We start from the raw sequence: 14,287 nt of genomic DNA, 5'->3' as shown, positions 1-14,287 counted from the left end.
CAGGGCGGTGCGGCACGCTACCCCCGTTCAGGGGTAGCCGCGGGACGCCGGCCGCGTGCCATGCTGGTGACATGGCGGTGACACATCTTCCGTCGAGTGCCCTGGCCCCGCAGGCCGCCGTGCTCCTGCGGGCCGCCCTCACCCGGATGCGGCACGTCGTCGGGCTGCCCGTCCTGTTCGGCGGGGCGGTGTCGGCCCCGGGCGGCGCCGTGCGGCTCACCGAGGTGACGGGGGTCCGCACGGACGTGCTGCGCGGGCTCGCCATCCACACCGGCAGCGGCCTGGGCGGCCGGGTCCTGGTCACCGCCCGGCCGGGCAGCGTCGAGGACTACGTCACCGACTCCCGCATCAGCCACGAATACGACAGGCCGGTGGCGGCGGAGGGCCTGCGGGCGATCGCGGCCGTCCCCGTCGTGGTGGGCGAGACGGTCTACGGGCTGCTCTACGGCGGCGTCCGCGAGCCGCTGCCGCTCGGCACCCGCGTCCTCGACGGCATGAACCAGATCGCCGCCCGGCTCGGCGTCGAGCTGGCCGTACGCGCGGAGGTGGAGCGGCGGGTGGCCGCGCTGGAGACGGCCGCGATCACCGGCGCCGCCCGCGAACGGCCCGCCGGCCCCGAATGGGAGCAGCTGCGCGAGGCGCACGCCGAGCTGCGCTCGATCGCCCAGGAGGTCGCCGACCCGGTCCTGCGCGAGCGGCTGCAGGGCGTCTGCGACCGGCTGACCTCGCCGGACGGCGGCCCCGTCCCGGCCAACCCGCTCTCCCCCCGGGAGCTCGACGTGCTCTCCCTGGTCGCGGTCGGCTGCGGCAACGCCGAGGTCGGCCGGCGGCTCGACCTGAAGCCGGAGACGGTCAAGAGCTACCTGCGCAGCGCGATGCGCAAGCTCGGCACCCACACCCGCATGGAGAGCGTGGTCTCGGCCAGACGCGCCGGCTACCTCCCCTGACGCGGCGGATTTACCAACTACGGACGATGACCGCCGGCGCCGCCGACCGGTTCCGGGTAGGCCCCCACCATGACTGCTTGGACGAACGACGAACTCGACCGGATCGCCGCCGCCGAGGAGCTGCAGATCGCGTCCCTGCGCGGCGACGGCGAGCTGCGCCGCCCGGTGACGATCTGGGTCGTCCGCCTCGGCGACGACCTGTACGTCCGAGCCGTGAACGGGCGGGACGGCACCTGGTTCCGCGGCGCCCAGGAGCGCGGACGCGGCCGGATCCAGGCCGGGGGCGTCGACAAGGGCGTCACGTTCGCCGACGCCGACCAGGAGCTCAACGACCGGATCGACGCCGCGTACCGGGCCAAGTACCGCCACTACCCGGAGAGCATCGTGGACTCGGTGGTCAGCGGGCAGGCGCGGGCCGCCACGATCAGGCTCGTGCCGCGCTCCTGACCGGCCCGGCAACGACAGGTCCGAAGGCCGCCAGCGTCCGGCCCGCACCGGCGGCGACAGTGGGACGCATGAACACTGTCGTGGATCAGCACGTCCGCATTGAACCCAACATCCTCTACTTCGGCACCCCCGTCGTCCTGATCTCCACCGTGAACGAGGACGGCACCCCCAACCTCGCCCCCATGTCGTCGGCCTTCTGGCTGGGCTGGCGCGGCATGCTGGGGCTCGGGGCCAGGTCGAAGACGTCCCAGAACCTGTTGCGGACCGGCGAGGGCGTGCTCAACCTGCCGTCCGACGCGCTCGCCCCGCAGGTGGACCGGCTGGCGCTGACCACCGGGAGCGACCCGGTGCCCGAGCGCAAGCACCAGCGCGGCTACCGGTTCGTGCCGGACAAGTTCCAGCGGGCCGGGCTGACCGCCGTCCCGTCGGAGACGGTGGCCGCGCCCCGGGTGGCCGAGTGCCCGGTCGCCATGGAGGTCGTGGTGGAGGAGACGCACCCGGTCGGCGACGGCGGGGTGCTCGCGTTCGAGGTGCGGGTGCAGCGGGTCTGGGTGCACGAGGACATCCGGATGAAGGGCACCGACGACCACATCGACCCCGACGCCTGGCGTCCGCTCATCATGAGCTTCCAGAAGCTGTACGGCCTGGGCCCGCAGGTGCACCCGTCCACGCTGGCGAGCATCCCGGAGCGGCACTACCGCAGCGCCGACCTCGAACGCGCGCGCACCCTCTAGAGGCACTCCAGCAGCGGCAGCCAGGTGCGGTGGGCGCACAGCTCCATGATCCGCTCCCGGGGCAGCCACTCCGCGCCGGTGCTCTCCGACCCCGCCGGCGGCGCGGTCGCGGCGCCGGGCGCCGCCAGCCGCGCCCGGAACATCACCATGTACGTCAGCGGCGCGTAGCGGTAACCGGCCGGAGCCGGGCGCAGCAGCTCGACGCGCTGCCACGCGAACACCGACAGGGCGGACGGCTCCAGGAGGAGGCCGGTCTCCTCCTGGAGCTCCCGGACCGCGGCCTCGGTGGCGCTCTCCCCGGCCTCCAGGTGGCCGCCCGGCACGTCCCAGCCGCGTCCGGGCCGGTCGACGCAGGTGAGCAGGGTCCTGCCGACGCCGTCGGTGACGAACGCGAACGCCGAGGTCGTGCCGGCGGCGGGCGGGAGGTCCGGGGAGAGGATCACGTCGAGGCGGTGCTCGACGGGGATCCACGGCACGGTGCGGGAGGCCATCACACGGGTCATGCCTCCATTTCACACGCCCTTGCGCATGGCCCGGTTGCCCAGGTACAGGCCGATCGCGGCGACCAGGCAGGCCGACGCGGTGCCGTACAGGACGGAGGGGTTCGCGAGGTCGCCGGAGAACAGCGCGCGCTGGCCTTCGACGATGTACGTGACCGGGTTCGCCGCACCGACGGCGCGCAGCCACCCGGGCGCGGTGTCCAGGGGCAGCAGCACGCCCGACAGCAGCAGCAGGGGGAACATGATCGACTGGCTGACGACGTAGAACAGCGTCCCGCCCGGCGCCGACCGGATGGCCAGGACGAACGAGAACGCCCCCAGCCCCACCCCGAACACGGTGAGCTGCGCCAGCCCCGCCAGGACGCCCGCCGGATACAGCTCGAACCCCAGCGGGACGGCCAGCACGATGATCAGCACGGCCTGGGCCAGCAGGACCACCATCGCCTTCATCGCCCGGCCCACCAGCATCGCCGTCCGGTTCAGCGGCGTGACCAGCATGCGTTCCAGCGAGCCGCCGATCAGCTCGACCAGCAGCGTGTAACCGGCCGACATCGGCCCTGTCAGGCACATCATGACCAGGATGCCCGGCACGAACCACTGCCACGACGAGCCCACCGCGCCGTCCAGCAGCGCGCCGAACAGGAACAGGAACAGCAGCGGCTGGCCCATCTCGAACAGCAGCGCGACCGGCTCGCGCAGGACCGGCCGGAACTCGCGGGTGAAGACGGTGGCGGTGTCACGCAGGAAGGTCGTCATCGGTGAGGCTTCTCCCGGTGAGGGTGAGGAACACGTCGTCAAGGGTGGGGCGCGCGGTCTCGGCGGCGGTCACCTTGATCCCGGCGGCGTCCAGCGCCCGCAGGCAGCCGGGGAGCGCGGCGGGCGCGTTCGCCACCCGCACCCGCACGGTGACGCCCTCGGCCTGGCCGCCGGTCAGCTCGGCGGCCCTGGCGGCGTCCTGGGCGGTGTCCGTGGTGACCGTGACGGTGTCGCCCGCCAGGTCGTTCTTGAGCTGCTCGGCCGTGCCGTCGGCGATGATCGAGCCGTTGTCGATGATCATCACCCGTTCGGCCATGTTGTCGGCCTCCTCCAGGTAGTGGGTGGTGAGGAAGATCGTGGTGCCGTACGCCTCGCGCAGACGCAGGATGTGCCGCCAGATGTCGGCGCGGCTCTTCGGGTCGAGGCCGGTCGAGGGCTCGTCGAGGAAGAGCAGGTCGGGGCGGTGGATCAGGCCGAGCGCGATGTCCAGGCGGCGGCGCTGGCCGCCGGACAGCGTGCCCGGCCTGCGGCTCGCCAGGTCCTCCAGGTCGAGCAGGCGCATCAGCTCGCCGGCCCGCGCGACGGCGTCGGAGACGGTCAGGCCGTAGCAGCGGCCCTGCGTGACGAGCTCGTCCCGGACGCGGAAGCTCTCGCCCGCGCTGTTCTTCTGGCCGACGTAGCCGATGCGGGAGCGCACGCCGGCCGGGTCGCGGGTGACGTCGTGGCCGGCGACGACGGCGGTGCCGGAGGTGGGCGGGAGCAGGGTCGTGAGCAGGCGGAGGGTGGTGGACTTGCCGGCGCCGTTGGGGCCGAGGAAGGCGACGAGCCGGCCGGGTTCGACGTCGAGGTCGATGCCGCGTACGGCTTCGACGGTCTCCTTCTTCATCGTGAACACTCGGGTGAGGGCCCGGGTGTGGATCATGGGTGGTGCCTCCTGGGCATGGCGAAGAAGCCCCTGGTCAGGGGCCCTTTCGGGGATCGGTTCAGTTTGGGCCGGGCGGTATCGATTTGGCAAACGCGAATGTGACGTTCATATACGGCTCTGACCTGCGGAAACGACGTCCGGAGAGGTGGTCGCGGAAGGCGGATTTCCGGGCCTCGACATGGGGTTTCGCGCTTTTTCACGGAAAGACGTGATATTTCCGTGCTTGCGGCGTAAGTGGCGGCTCCGCGATGATCTCGGGCGTGAAACGCTTGTGGTTAATTGCGGTAATTGCCGCTGTCGGCATGACAGGGGTCGCGGAGGCGGCCGACGGTGTTCCCGGTGTCGACGTCAGCAACTGGACGGGCGACGTGGACTGGGCGAGCGTGGCCGCAGGCGGCGGTAAGTTCGCGTTCGTGCAGGCCACCGAGGGCACGAACTACCGCAACCCACGGTTCGACGCGCAGTTCGGCGGGGCCGCGACGGCCGGGCTCGTGCGTGGCGCTTATCACTTTGCGCAACCGCATGAATCCGACGGGACAGCGCAGGCCGACTATTTCCTGCAGAACGGCGGAAACTGGACCAGCGACGGTCAAACGCTGCCCGGAGTCCTCGATATCGAGGACAATCCGTACAAGGACAAGAACGGCAAGAACAACTGCTACGACCTGTCCGCCGAGGACATGGTCACCTGGATCAAGGACTTCACCAAGAAGTACCGGCAGCAGACCGGCCGGGACGCGATCATCTACACCACCACGAGCTGGTGGCAGACCTGCACGGGCAACTCCGGCGCGTTCAAGGCCAACCCGCTCTGGCTGGCCCGCTGGGGGAGCGACCCCGGCGAGCTGCCGAAGAGCTGGAAGCGGCACACGTTCTGGCAGTCGGCGGAGAAGGGCTCGCTGGCCGGCGGCCAGAACTCCTTCAACGGCTCGGAGTCCCAGCTGCGGTCGCTGGCCAACCCGCCGGCCCGGGTGTCGGTCTCCGGCCTGGTCAAGGGCAGGAAGCTCTACCGGGTCACGATCACGAACACCGGCCCGCACCCCGTCGAGGACATCGTGGTCTCCGGGCGCGCGTACGGCGGCCAGAAGGTGGTCAAGGCCCCCGGCTGCAAGTTCAGCGGCACGGCGGTGCGCTGCGTGGTCGGCAAGCTGGAGCGGGGCCAGAAGGCCGCCTTCACCTTCACCACCAGGCCGAAGCCGAAGGGCCGGGTCGGGATGATCGTCGAGGTAGGAACGGTCACACTTGACCTCAAAAGCTGAAATATCGCGATAGGTAGGATAAAACCCGGGATCTCGGCTTAAGGGAGAAACGGGTGGCGCGGCGGCGGCTGGTCCTGGCGGTGACCGCCCTGGTCATTCTGCTGGCGGGCGCGGCGTCCATGCCGTTGTCGACGTTCGTGCCGTCCAGGATCGTGCGCATCGCGTACGAGATCGAGCGGTACGACATCACGTACTCGTGGGGCGGCGGCCACGGCGAGCGGCCCGGCCCCACGAAGGGCACCTGCCTGGGCTACAGTGGCCGGATCAAGCCCTGCCCGGCCGCGCGCACCCGCGGCCTCGACTGCTCCGGCCTGGCCCGATGGGTGTACGCCCTGGCCAACGGAAGGGACGTGCTCGGCCCCGGCAGCACCGACGACCACGTGCGCAGGATGCGGCCCGTCGAGCGCGGCCTGCCGGGCGACTTAGTCTTCTTCGGAAAAATCACGAAAAATAAGATCAAGACGCATCATGTGGGCATCTATCTGGGTCGTGGGAAGATGATGAACGCGCCTGAGACGGGGGCCTCGGTGCGCATTGACGATATTGGGCGAAGATCGGACTTCGCGGGCTTCTACCGGTACTGAAAGCGGGCGCTACCGGTACGGAAAAAGGGTGCCATGCTCCAGTTACACCTCCTTGGACCGCTCCACGCCACCCTGGACGGCCGCCGGCTCGACCTCGGCTCCGCCCGGCAGCGCGCCGTGCTCGCCCGCCTGGTCGCCGCCGACGGCCAGGTCGTCTCGACCGACCGGTTCATCGAGGACCTGTGGCAGGGGCAGCCGCCGCCCAAGGCCCTGGCCGCGCTCCAGGTCTACGTCTCGAACCTGCGCCGGGTCCTCGAACCCGACCGGCCGCCGCGCGCCCCCGCCGGAGTGATCGTCAGCGCCCCGCCCGGCTACCGGCTCTGCCTGCCCGACGAGGCCGTGGACGCCTGGCGGCTGCCCGGCCTCATCGACGCGGCCGGCGCGGCGCTCAAGCGGGGCGCGGGCGCCGTCGCCCACGACCTGCTCGACCAGGCGCTCGGCCTGTGGACGGGCGCCGCCTACGCCGAGTTCACCGAGGAGTGGGCCGCGCCCGAGGCGGCCAGGATGGCCGAGCTCAGGCTCGTCGCCGTCGAGTACCGCGCCGAGGCCGCGCTGCTGATGGGCCGCCACGCCGAGGCCGTGCCGGAGCTGCGCGGCCACGCCGACGCCCACCCGCTGCGCGAGAACGCCGTCCGCCTGCTGGCCCTGGCGCTCTACCGAGCCGGCAGCCAGGCCGAGGCGCTGGCCGTGCTGCGCCAGGCCCGCGAGAACCTGGCCGAGGAGCTCGGCGTCGATCCAGGCCCGGCCCTGCGCGCGCTCGAACAGGACATCCTCCGCCAATCCGAGTCCCTGCACGCGCCCGAGGTCGTCGAACACGTCCAGGAACGGCCCGTGGCCGCGCAGGAGCCCTCGATCGTGGGCCGGGCCCGCGAGCTGGCCGCGCTGCGGGAGGAGGCCGTGCGGCCCTACCGGCGCACGGTCTGGCTGGGCGGCGAGCCGGGCGCGGGCAAGAGCGCGCTGGCCGAGGCGTTCGCGGCCGAGCTGGCCGAGCGCGGGTGGCGGGTCGCGTTCGGACGCTGCCCGGAGATCGACGGTGACGCGCCCCCCGCCTGGGCGTGGAGCGAGATCGTCCGGCAGCTCGCCGCCGTCCGGCCGCCCGCCGCCGCCGACGCGGCCCGCCTGGCCCCCCTCCTGAACGACGGCGTCGCCATCCAGAACCAGTTCCAGCTCGCCAGGGCCGTGGCCGGCTACCTGGCGGGCTGCGCGCCGCTGCTCGTGGTGCTCGAAGACGTCCACCGGGCCGACGGCGAGACCCTGCACCTGCTGCGGCACCTGGACCCCGCCGCGCGGATCCTGGTCGTCGCCACCTACCGCCCGGCCGAGACCACCGAGGACCTGTCCGCCACCCTGGCCGCGCTCGCCACCGGCAGCAGGCACGTCGAGCTCGCCGGGCTCGACGAGGCCGCCGTCGCCACGCTGCTCGAACGCCACTCCCAGCGCGCCGGCCTCGACCCCGCCACCGTCCGCACGGTCCTGGACCGCACGCTCGGCAACCCGCTGTTCGTCTGCGAGATCGCCCGCCTGCTGGCCTCCGAGGGGCCGCAGGCCGCCGAGGCGCTGCCGCCCGGCGTGCGCGACCTCATCCGCCGCCGCATCACCCGCCTGCCCGCGACCGCCCAGACCGTGCTGCGCAACGCCGCCGTCGTCGGCAGGGACGCCGACGTGGACGTGCTGATCGCGCTGCACGACGGCGACGAGGACACCGTCTTCGACGGCCTGGAGGCCGGCGTCATGACGGGCCTGCTGGCCGAGCCGGGACCGGGCCGCGTCAGGTTCACGCACGTCCTGGTCAGGCAGGCGCTGTACGAGGACACCGCGCGGATCCGCCGGACCAGGCTGCACGGGCGCGTGGTGTCGGTGCTGGAGCGGCTGCGGCCCAACGACGTGGCGGCCCTGGCGCACCACGCGCTTGAGGCCGCCGTGCCGGACGCCGTCCGGTACGCCAAGGCGGCGGCCGTCCAGGCGTCCGGCCTGCACGCGCACCGCGAGGCGGCGGCGCTGTGGCGCGCCGCGCTGGAGTTCGCCACCGACGACGCGACCCGGCTCGACCTGCTGTGCGGACTGGTGTCGGCGCTGGGCCACGCCGGCGACGTGCTGGGCGCGCTGGCCGCAAGGACGCGGGCCGTCGAGCTGGCCGCCCCGCACGGCGCGCTCGCCCGCGCGCTGACCTCCTACGAAGCCCCCGTGGTCTGGACGATCCAGGTGGACTCCCTCTACAACCGGGACTTCATGGAGGCCGTGGAACGCGAGCTGGCCGCCGGCCCCGACGACGAGACGCGCTGCCGCCTGCTGGCCGCGCTCGTGTTCGAGCTGGAGGGGCACGACGACGACCGCGTGGACGCCGCCGGCGCCGAGGCCGTGGCCCTTGCCCGCCGCCTCGGCCGTCCCGACCTGCTCTGCCTGGCGCTCAACGCCCGCTATTTCGCCGTGCTCAGCCCCGAACGGCGGGACGAGCTGGAGGCCGTCGGCGCCGAGCTGCTGGAGCTGGGCCGCACCCACCGGCTCGTCGGCTACCTCACGCTGGGCCACTGCGCGCTGCTCATGGCCGCGCTCGGACGCACCGACCTGGAGGCGGCCAGGCGGCACGCCGACAGCGGCGTGGCGGTGTCCACCAGCGGCCAGCTCGGCATGTCGCTGGCCATCCTGGCGCTGTTCGGCGCGCTGCGGAAGCTGGTCGAGGGCGAGTTCGACGAGGCGGAGGCCGTCTACACCGGGCTCACCGAGCAGATGGCCGAGCGCGGCGGCGTCAACGCGCGGGCCATGGGCGCTCTGGGCAGGTTCGCCGTCCGGATGGCCCGCGGGAACGTCCGCGACTCCCTCGACGAGCTGGCCGCCATCCGGGAACGCGTGAACAGCGCCACCGTGCACGAGATCTACGCCGGGGCGCTGGCGGCCGCGGGCGAGCTGGACGCGGCCCGGCGGGTGTGGCGGCCCGAGTCGTGGTTGCCGCGCAACTACTACTGGCTGATGTGGCAGGCGCTGCGCGGCCAGACCGCCGTCGCCCTGGAGGACCGCGAGGTGGCCGCACGCTCCTACCGCGTCCTGCTGCCGTGGGCGGACGAGCTGGCCGGGATGAGCAGCGGGTCCGTCACGCTCGGGCCGGTCGCGCTGGTGCTCGGCGACCTGGCCGAGTTGCTCGGGCTGCCGGCCGACGGCCACTACGCGCAGGCTCTGCAGGTCGCCGAGCGCGTCAGCTCGCCCCACTGGGCGCAGGCCGCCCGCCGCCGGGCGCGCCGCTGAGCGGTCCCAGGAGGCTCACGGCGTGCCGAAGATCAGGCTCTGGCGGCGCCGGTGGCCGCGCCCCATGAGCGCGAGCAGCACCACGAGCACCGGCCCGGCCAGGCGCCGCAGCTCGGCCAGCTCCTCCGGCTGCGCGTACTGGGCGATCCTCGGCAGGTCGAACCGGGCGTCCCCGCCCTTCCTGACCTCGGTCTCGACCTTCTCCCAGTCCGCCTCCGAGACGTACTTGGCGACGACCGGGAAGATCAGCCGCTCCTCCTCCTCGATGTGCTCGTCCAGCAGGTCGGCGAGCGCGGCCAGGGACTTGGCCATCCGCCGGGCCGCCTGCCCGTCGGAGCCGAGCTGGGCCGCGGCCGTCGTGATCTCCTCCAGCAGCGGGTCGAGCGCCGCGTGGTCGTCGGTCAGGTCGCTCAGGTCCACCTCGGCGCCCGCCGAGCGCACGATGACCGGCCACAACACGTTGTCCTCGGCCTGGTGATGGTGGTGGATGCCCGCGCACAGCTTGGCGGTGAACGTCGCGATCGCCCGCAGCCGCTCCTGACCGGCAGGCTGCTCGCCGGCGGCGATCGCGCTCATCACCTCGGCCAGACGGCGGGTGTCCCCGCGCATGGCCCGGTGCGTGATGCGGAAGCCGAGCATGTTGGGTGCCATTTCGGTGCTCCTTCTGTCCGTTTGGCACCAGCGTGGGACGCGGCTCTTAGACACCTCTTGGTGCCGACTTGGCATGGCGGTAACGCCTGTGGCGGACGGAAATTGAGAGACCCGGCGGCTAGGGTGTGCCGCTATGGACAGGCGATGGGTCGGCCTCGACGGCGTCGAGGTCGTGCCGGCGATGCGGGCGGGCCGGCAGGTGCTGCGGGTGCGCAGGAACGGGTGGCTGGTCGCCGACTGCCGTTCGGTGGCGGAGGTGGCCGCGCACGTCGACCTGGCCGATCTGTGCGAGGTGATCGATCTCGCCGCGCGCCGCGGATCCGGCGGCGCGGTGGAGGCCCGTACGAGTTCGCATCATGGCTGAGTGCCGTGTATGGTTACACCTGTCCGCAGCGAGCGGACAGGCCCCTATAGCTCAGTCGGCAGAGCGTCTCCATGGTAAGGAGAAGGTCAACGGTTCGATTCCGTTTGGGGGCTCTTGTAATGAGCAGATACGACGCCCGGCCAAGGTGACTTGGAGCCGGGCGTTTTTCGTTGTGCGGGTCGGGTTGAGATGCGCTTGTTTCGGGGCTTCAGCCGGCCCCAAGAAGGCTCCAAGCGCCGGCGTGTTCCATGACGGTCATGAGAAACATGTTCGCGGCCCGTGGTGTGCGCCGGGCGCTGGCTCTGATCCTGCTCTCCGTCTCGACCGTGCTGACGATCAGCGTGGCGAGCAGTCCCGCCTACGCGTGGAACCCGGCGAACGACGGCTGGCACAAATGCCTGATCGACGGCAAATGGATGTGGTGCAAGGACCTGTAGGTCCTGCGGGCGAGCCGCTCTTCCCCGTGCGGGGAGGGGCGGCTTTTCGGTTGTGCGGCTCTCATGCTCTGGCCTTCCGGGACGCGAAGGCGGGGAGGTCGATCACCTCGACCAGGTCGGCGAGGTCCACGTGGTGGACGATCTGGGCGATGGTGCCGTAGTAGCCGAGGAGGTAGCGGCGGCCGTTCACCGTCTGGGTGACCTTGATGCGTTGCCTCGCGCCGAGGGTGATGACCTCGACGAGGATGCCGCAGGGGCCGTGCCAGCGTGTCACGCCACAACTCTACGCAAAACGGACAAAAGCATAGAATGTGGACCGGCGGGCAGTAGGCCGGTGAGGGTTGGTTGCCCACACCCGAAAGCTCCGGACGCGGGGAAGCGTCCGGAGCTTTCGCGTGCCCGGCGTTGCGGCGTTCTGTGAGTTCGCTGCCCGGCGCTAGGCGGTCTCGTCGAGGGGCGGGTAGGCGAAGTGGCGGGTGTCGGCGAAGGTCTGCGGGCCGGTGAGCCGGTAGCCGTGGGCGGCCTCGCTGGTGGTGTGGTACGGCCCCACGTCCACGGTGTCGGCGATCGACCAGACGCCTCTCACCTGCTGCTTGACGACGTAGAGGAACTCGTTGAAGTCGAGTGAGGAGGAGACGAAGGTGTTGAGCACGGTCAGCGATCGGCGTCCCGCGGTCAGCGCCGGCGGCAGGTCCACGGACTGGTCCCGCCAGCGGTAGGTGTTCTCGACGGGCAGGGGGTGCCACATGCCGGCGGGGGCGCCGTTCACGGTGATGGCGGCCTGCTGCATGGAGATGCCGGCGTCCAGGCGGCGGATCAGCCGTACGCCGGTGTTGGCGGGGTCAACGGTCACGGTGAACCGGCTCGATCCTCCGTGGCCGAACGCGCGCCCGTCGTCCGAGACCGGGCGGCCGAACGCGAAGGGCTGCACATGCCGCGGCGCCACCCACAACCCCACCACCACCCCAACCCCAACCGCCCCCATCACCACCAAAGCCCCAATCCCAACCCCCCGCCACCGCCCCCACCTCCCTCCAGCAGACGCCCCCACCCCACCCACCGAAACGGCCACCCCATCCGCCGGGGTTGCCACCCCGCTCGCCGGAACGGCCATCCCACCCGCAGGGGCCGCTGCCTCGCCTGCCGTGCCCGTAGGAGCCGCTGCCCCGCTTGCCGGCACGCCTGGCCCCCCGCCGACCGGGGAAGCGTCGGCGGGAAGACCATCGGCCAGGGAAGCGACACCGGCGGGGAGCCCGCTGGCGGCGGGGACACCGCTTACGGGCAGGGCGGCCCCGAACTCGTCCGCAGGCGGCCCGCCACCAGAACTCCCCTCAGCGGGAAGCCTGTCGGCTGGAAGCGCGCCGCCGGAAGGAGCGCCCATCGGGGAAGCGCCGAAGGCAGCACCCCCGCTGGACAGACCATCGGAAACCCCGCCTCCCGCAATCCCGTCAACGGGGATCCCGCTCGCCCAAAGGCCACCTTCTGGAGCCTCACCCACTGGAGACCCCTCACCCGGCCGCCCCTCACCCGGCCGCCCCTCACCCGGCCGACTCCCGCCCGGCAAACCCTCGCCCGGCAGGCCCCGGGCCAGTAGTCCTTCGCCGGGCCGACCCTCGCCCGGCAGTCCTTCGCCGGACAGAGCCCCGCCCGGGAGACCGTCCACCGGAAGTGCGCTGCCCGGAAGTGCGCCAGTTGGGGAACCGTCGGCCGGAAGTGCGGCGACCGGGGGACCTGCGACTGGGGGGTCCTTGATCAGGGGGCCATCGGCGGGGAGAGCGCCGCCGGCGGAAGGGGCGCCGGGCGCGGCCGCTGGGGCTGCGGCCGGGGCAGATGCCTCAGGTGCCCCACTTCTCGCCATCTGAGCGCCTGTCGAGCCCTCTGCCCCTTCGTGGAACCCAGAGAATCCCGGAAGCGCAGCCCCATGGCCAGGGCCTCCCACAAGAGGTGCAGCCCCTTGGCCAGGGCCTCCAGGCGGCGTCGTGCCGAGCTCGGCACGGCTGTCGACGGGCACGGCGTCCGGCGGGCTCAGCCCCGCAGGAGGCGCGGCATCCGGCTGAGGCAGCCCCCCGGGGGGACCGGCGTGCGGATGGACGGAGGCGACGTCAGGAACCCCGGAATACTCGAAGGGCGGAACGCCGGGGGACAACGCCATCCGGGTGAGCTGGAAGCCGGACGGGGGCATGCGGTTGATCCGCACACGCTCCCAGGCCCGCTCCCACTCCGGCACCCGATGCTCGGGCACCCCGCAAGCCCGCAGGAACGTCACCATCACCGCCTTCTTCGGAAACCGCCGTCCGGCCAGCATGTCCGCACAGGTCGCCCGGGGAAGCCGGGGCCCGCCCGCCCTGTCCGCCCGCGCCTGGAGCTCCCGCAACGACACGTCCGCCCGCGCGAACTGCTCGGCGAGGAGCCTCACCAGACCCTCGTGACAGCTCACCGACTCCACGCCGGGCTCCGCGCCTTCCTGGTCCTCGCCCATCGCCCCTCTCCCCGACCCGGCCTTCTTCTGTCCGACAGTGTACGAACGATGACCGTACGTGTCCGGAGGGATTTCAGGGACGTCCGAGTCAGGCTCGCGGGTGGACGACTCCGGACGAGTCTGTCCGCCCTGCTGTTGGACACCGGCGCTCGGTCGCTTTCCTGGCATTCGAGCGCAGACCAGCGCCGAAACCCCGAGCAGCACAAGCAGAACGAGCAGAAGAGGAAGACGACATGAACAGGAAACTGGCACTCGCCGCAGGTGTCGCCGCCGTCCTTTCCGGGCTTGTCATCCCGTCCGCCCCCGCCTCGGCCGGCAGCCTCCAGTGCAACAGCGGCCGGGCCCCGGAGGACGGCTACGTCGGCCGCGCCGACTGCCACAACCCGACCGGCCAGACCTGGGTCTACCGCGCCGTGATCACGTGCGGCTGGAGCCCGGACGTCGTCGGCCCGTGGATCACGCTCGGGCCCGGCGCCTCGGGCCGGTCCGAGGGCAAATGCGCAAGCTGGGGCAGCGGCGTCGGCGCTGTAGGCGTCGACGAACGCCAGGCATGAGACCCGGCCCGGCCCCGCCCGGTCCGGGCCCCCTCGGGTCCGAGGCGCGGGGCTGACAGGGCTCGGATGCGCCCTCGGATCCGAGGTGCGGGCGGGTGGGGCGCGGCTCGTCGTTGAGGAGCCGGAGCGCGGTCGAGGTGGGCGGCACCTCGCCGGGCATCCGTGCGGCACGCGCTCCCCTTGCAGGGTCGCGCGGCTGTCCACCGCACTCCCTTGCGTCCCCCCCGGGGCGTCCCCCCGGGGCGGTCCGCCCCGGGCCGTCCGCCCAGGGCCGTCCCGCAGGGTTGTCCGCCCAGGGCTGTCCGCCCAGGGCTGTCCGCCCAGGGCTGTCCGCCCAGGGCTGTCCGCCCAGGGCTGTCCGCCCAGGGCTGTCCGCCCAGGGCTGTCCGCCCAGGGCTGTCGGCCCAGGG

15 protein-coding genes and 1 tRNA gene are annotated in these 14,287 nt (G+C 72.4%); 10 read left to right on the top strand and 6 right to left on the bottom strand.

Annotation, left to right across the window (positions count from 1 at the left end; all coding sequences use genetic code 11):
* The first annotated feature begins 71 nt into the window (after nt 1-71).
* From ACIBK9_RS01590 to ACIBK9_RS01580, 3 genes are all read left to right on the top strand, one after another.
* Entirely contained in the window at nt 72-947 is an 876-nt protein-coding gene (locus ACIBK9_RS01590; protein WP_358289821.1) for a LuxR C-terminal-related transcriptional regulator, read from the top strand.
* Nucleotides 948-1,016: 69 nt separating this feature from the next.
* Nucleotides 1,017-1,394 (top strand): DUF2255 family protein, encoded by a 378-nt coding sequence (locus tag ACIBK9_RS01585; protein WP_358289818.1) that lies wholly within the window; start codon nt 1,017-1,019, stop codon nt 1,392-1,394.
* A gap of 68 nt (nt 1,395-1,462) precedes the next feature.
* Nucleotides 1,463-2,128 (top strand): flavin reductase family protein, encoded by a 666-nt coding sequence (locus ACIBK9_RS01580; protein ID WP_397154347.1) that lies wholly within the window; start codon nt 1,463-1,465, stop codon nt 2,126-2,128.
* Here ACIBK9_RS01580 and ACIBK9_RS01575 read toward each other — a convergent pair.
* The 3 genes from ACIBK9_RS01575 to ACIBK9_RS01565 are packed head-to-tail and all read right to left on the bottom strand — an operon-like array spanning nt 2,125 to nt 4,306.
* Nucleotides 2,125-2,631, bottom strand: a complete 507-nt coding sequence (locus ACIBK9_RS01575; RefSeq protein WP_397154345.1) for an NUDIX hydrolase — start codon at nt 2,629-2,631, stop codon at nt 2,125-2,127. The genes ACIBK9_RS01580 and ACIBK9_RS01575 overlap by 4 nt on opposite strands.
* Nucleotides 2,632-2,640: 9 nt before the next feature.
* Nucleotides 2,641-3,384 carry an ABC transporter permease gene (locus ACIBK9_RS01570; protein ID WP_397154343.1) on the bottom strand — a complete coding sequence of 248 codons (744 nt, stop codon included), beginning with the start codon at nt 3,382-3,384 and terminating at the stop codon, nt 2,641-2,643.
* Nucleotides 3,365-4,306, bottom strand: coding sequence for an ATP-binding cassette domain-containing protein (locus tag ACIBK9_RS01565; protein ID WP_397154341.1), 942 nt, complete (start codon nt 4,304-4,306; stop codon nt 3,365-3,367). Before ACIBK9_RS01565 ends, ACIBK9_RS01570 begins: the two co-directional genes overlap by 20 nt.
* 263 nt (nt 4,307-4,569) lie before the next feature.
* Between ACIBK9_RS01565 and ACIBK9_RS01560 the strand changes: the two genes are divergently transcribed.
* From ACIBK9_RS01560 to ACIBK9_RS01550, 3 genes are read left to right on the top strand one after another with little or no spacing between them, the layout of a single operon-like run.
* A complete protein-coding gene (locus tag ACIBK9_RS01560; protein ID WP_397154340.1) occupies nt 4,570-5,568 on the top strand; it encodes a lysozyme in 999 nt (332 codons plus the stop codon).
* A 53-nt stretch (nt 5,569-5,621) separates the two neighbouring features.
* Nucleotides 5,622-6,152, top strand: a complete 531-nt coding sequence (locus ACIBK9_RS01555) for a C40 family peptidase (protein ID WP_397154338.1) — start codon at nt 5,622-5,624, stop codon at nt 6,150-6,152.
* A gap of 33 nt (nt 6,153-6,185) precedes the next feature.
* Nucleotides 6,186-9,392 carry a BTAD domain-containing putative transcriptional regulator gene (locus ACIBK9_RS01550; protein WP_397154337.1) on the top strand — a complete coding sequence of 1,069 codons (3,207 nt, stop codon included), beginning with the start codon at nt 6,186-6,188 and terminating at the stop codon, nt 9,390-9,392.
* 15 nt (nt 9,393-9,407) lie between these two features.
* Here ACIBK9_RS01550 and ACIBK9_RS01545 read toward each other — a convergent pair whose 3' ends face one another.
* Complete coding sequence (locus ACIBK9_RS01545; RefSeq protein WP_397154335.1) at nt 9,408-10,043, bottom strand: hemerythrin domain-containing protein; 636 nt, start codon at nt 10,041-10,043, stop codon at nt 9,408-9,410.
* Nucleotides 10,044-10,176: 133 nt separating this feature from the next.
* Here ACIBK9_RS01545 and ACIBK9_RS01540 point away from each other — a divergent pair, with 133 nt between their 5' ends.
* The 3 genes from ACIBK9_RS01540 (at nt 10,177) to ACIBK9_RS01530 (ending at nt 10,844) form a co-directional block, all read left to right on the top strand.
* Nucleotides 10,177-10,407: a transposase gene (locus ACIBK9_RS01540; protein WP_358289747.1), complete on the top strand. Its 231-nt coding sequence runs from the start codon at nt 10,177-10,179 to the stop codon at nt 10,405-10,407.
* Nucleotides 10,408-10,447: 40 nt separating this feature from the next.
* Nucleotides 10,448-10,520 (top strand) — tRNA-Thr (locus tag ACIBK9_RS01535).
* A gap of 144 nt (nt 10,521-10,664) precedes the next feature.
* The gene (locus ACIBK9_RS01530; protein ID WP_352320986.1) at nt 10,665-10,844 is read left to right on the top strand and encodes a hypothetical protein; all 180 of its coding nucleotides are present in this window, start codon (nt 10,665-10,667) and stop codon (nt 10,842-10,844) included.
* A gap of 61 nt (nt 10,845-10,905) precedes the next feature.
* Here ACIBK9_RS01530 and ACIBK9_RS01525 read toward each other — a convergent pair whose 3' ends face one another.
* The gene (locus ACIBK9_RS01525) at nt 10,906-11,118 is read right to left on the bottom strand and encodes a hypothetical protein (protein ID WP_397154332.1); all 213 of its coding nucleotides are present in this window, start codon (nt 11,116-11,118) and stop codon (nt 10,906-10,908) included.
* A gap of 162 nt (nt 11,119-11,280) precedes the next feature.
* A complete protein-coding gene (locus ACIBK9_RS01520) occupies nt 11,281-11,697 on the bottom strand; it encodes a hypothetical protein (protein ID WP_397154330.1) in 417 nt (138 codons plus the stop codon).
* A 1,859-nt stretch (nt 11,698-13,556) separates the two neighbouring features.
* Between ACIBK9_RS01520 and ACIBK9_RS01515 the strand changes: the two genes are divergently transcribed.
* Nucleotides 13,557-13,877 carry a hypothetical protein gene (locus tag ACIBK9_RS01515; RefSeq protein WP_357966825.1) on the top strand — a complete coding sequence of 107 codons (321 nt, stop codon included), beginning with the start codon at nt 13,557-13,559 and terminating at the stop codon, nt 13,875-13,877.
* Nucleotides 13,878-14,287: the final 410 nt, after the last annotated feature.

It is taken from the genome of Nonomuraea sp. NPDC050227, from assembly GCF_044459705.1.
In the GTDB taxonomy this organism is placed as follows: Bacteria; Actinomycetota; Actinomycetes; order Streptosporangiales; family Streptosporangiaceae; genus Nonomuraea.
The sequence above is the reverse complement of the archived record's forward strand: the minus strand, read 5'-3'. Positions and strand labels throughout refer to the sequence as shown.

What these genes read in the sequence shown, in the direction of transcription:
- ACIBK9_RS01530 (WP_352320986.1), top strand. Translation starts at nt 10,665, where the DNA reads ATGAGAAACATGTTCGCGGCCCGTGGTGTGCGCCGGGCGCTGGCTCTG.
- ACIBK9_RS01545 (WP_397154335.1), bottom strand. Translation starts at nt 10,043, where the DNA reads ATGGCACCCAACATGCTCGGCTTCCGCATCACGCACCGGGCCATGCGC.
- ACIBK9_RS01570 (WP_397154343.1), bottom strand. Translation starts at nt 3,384, where the DNA reads ATGACGACCTTCCTGCGTGACACCGCCACCGTCTTCACCCGCGAGTTC.
- ACIBK9_RS01585 (WP_358289818.1), top strand. Translation starts at nt 1,017, where the DNA reads ATGACTGCTTGGACGAACGACGAACTCGACCGGATCGCCGCCGCCGAG.
- ACIBK9_RS01580 (WP_397154347.1), top strand. Translation starts at nt 1,463, where the DNA reads ATGAACACTGTCGTGGATCAGCACGTCCGCATTGAACCCAACATCCTC.
- ACIBK9_RS01515 (WP_357966825.1), top strand. Translation starts at nt 13,557, where the DNA reads ATGAACAGGAAACTGGCACTCGCCGCAGGTGTCGCCGCCGTCCTTTCC.
- ACIBK9_RS01575 (WP_397154345.1), bottom strand. Translation starts at nt 2,631, where the DNA reads ATGACCCGTGTGATGGCCTCCCGCACCGTGCCGTGGATCCCCGTCGAG.
- ACIBK9_RS01550 (WP_397154337.1), top strand. Translation starts at nt 6,186, where the DNA reads ATGCTCCAGTTACACCTCCTTGGACCGCTCCACGCCACCCTGGACGGC.
- ACIBK9_RS01590 (WP_358289821.1), top strand. Translation starts at nt 72, where the DNA reads ATGGCGGTGACACATCTTCCGTCGAGTGCCCTGGCCCCGCAGGCCGCC.
- ACIBK9_RS01540 (WP_358289747.1), top strand. Translation starts at nt 10,177, where the DNA reads ATGGACAGGCGATGGGTCGGCCTCGACGGCGTCGAGGTCGTGCCGGCG.
- ACIBK9_RS01565 (WP_397154341.1), bottom strand. Translation starts at nt 4,306, where the DNA reads ATGATCCACACCCGGGCCCTCACCCGAGTGTTCACGATGAAGAAGGAG.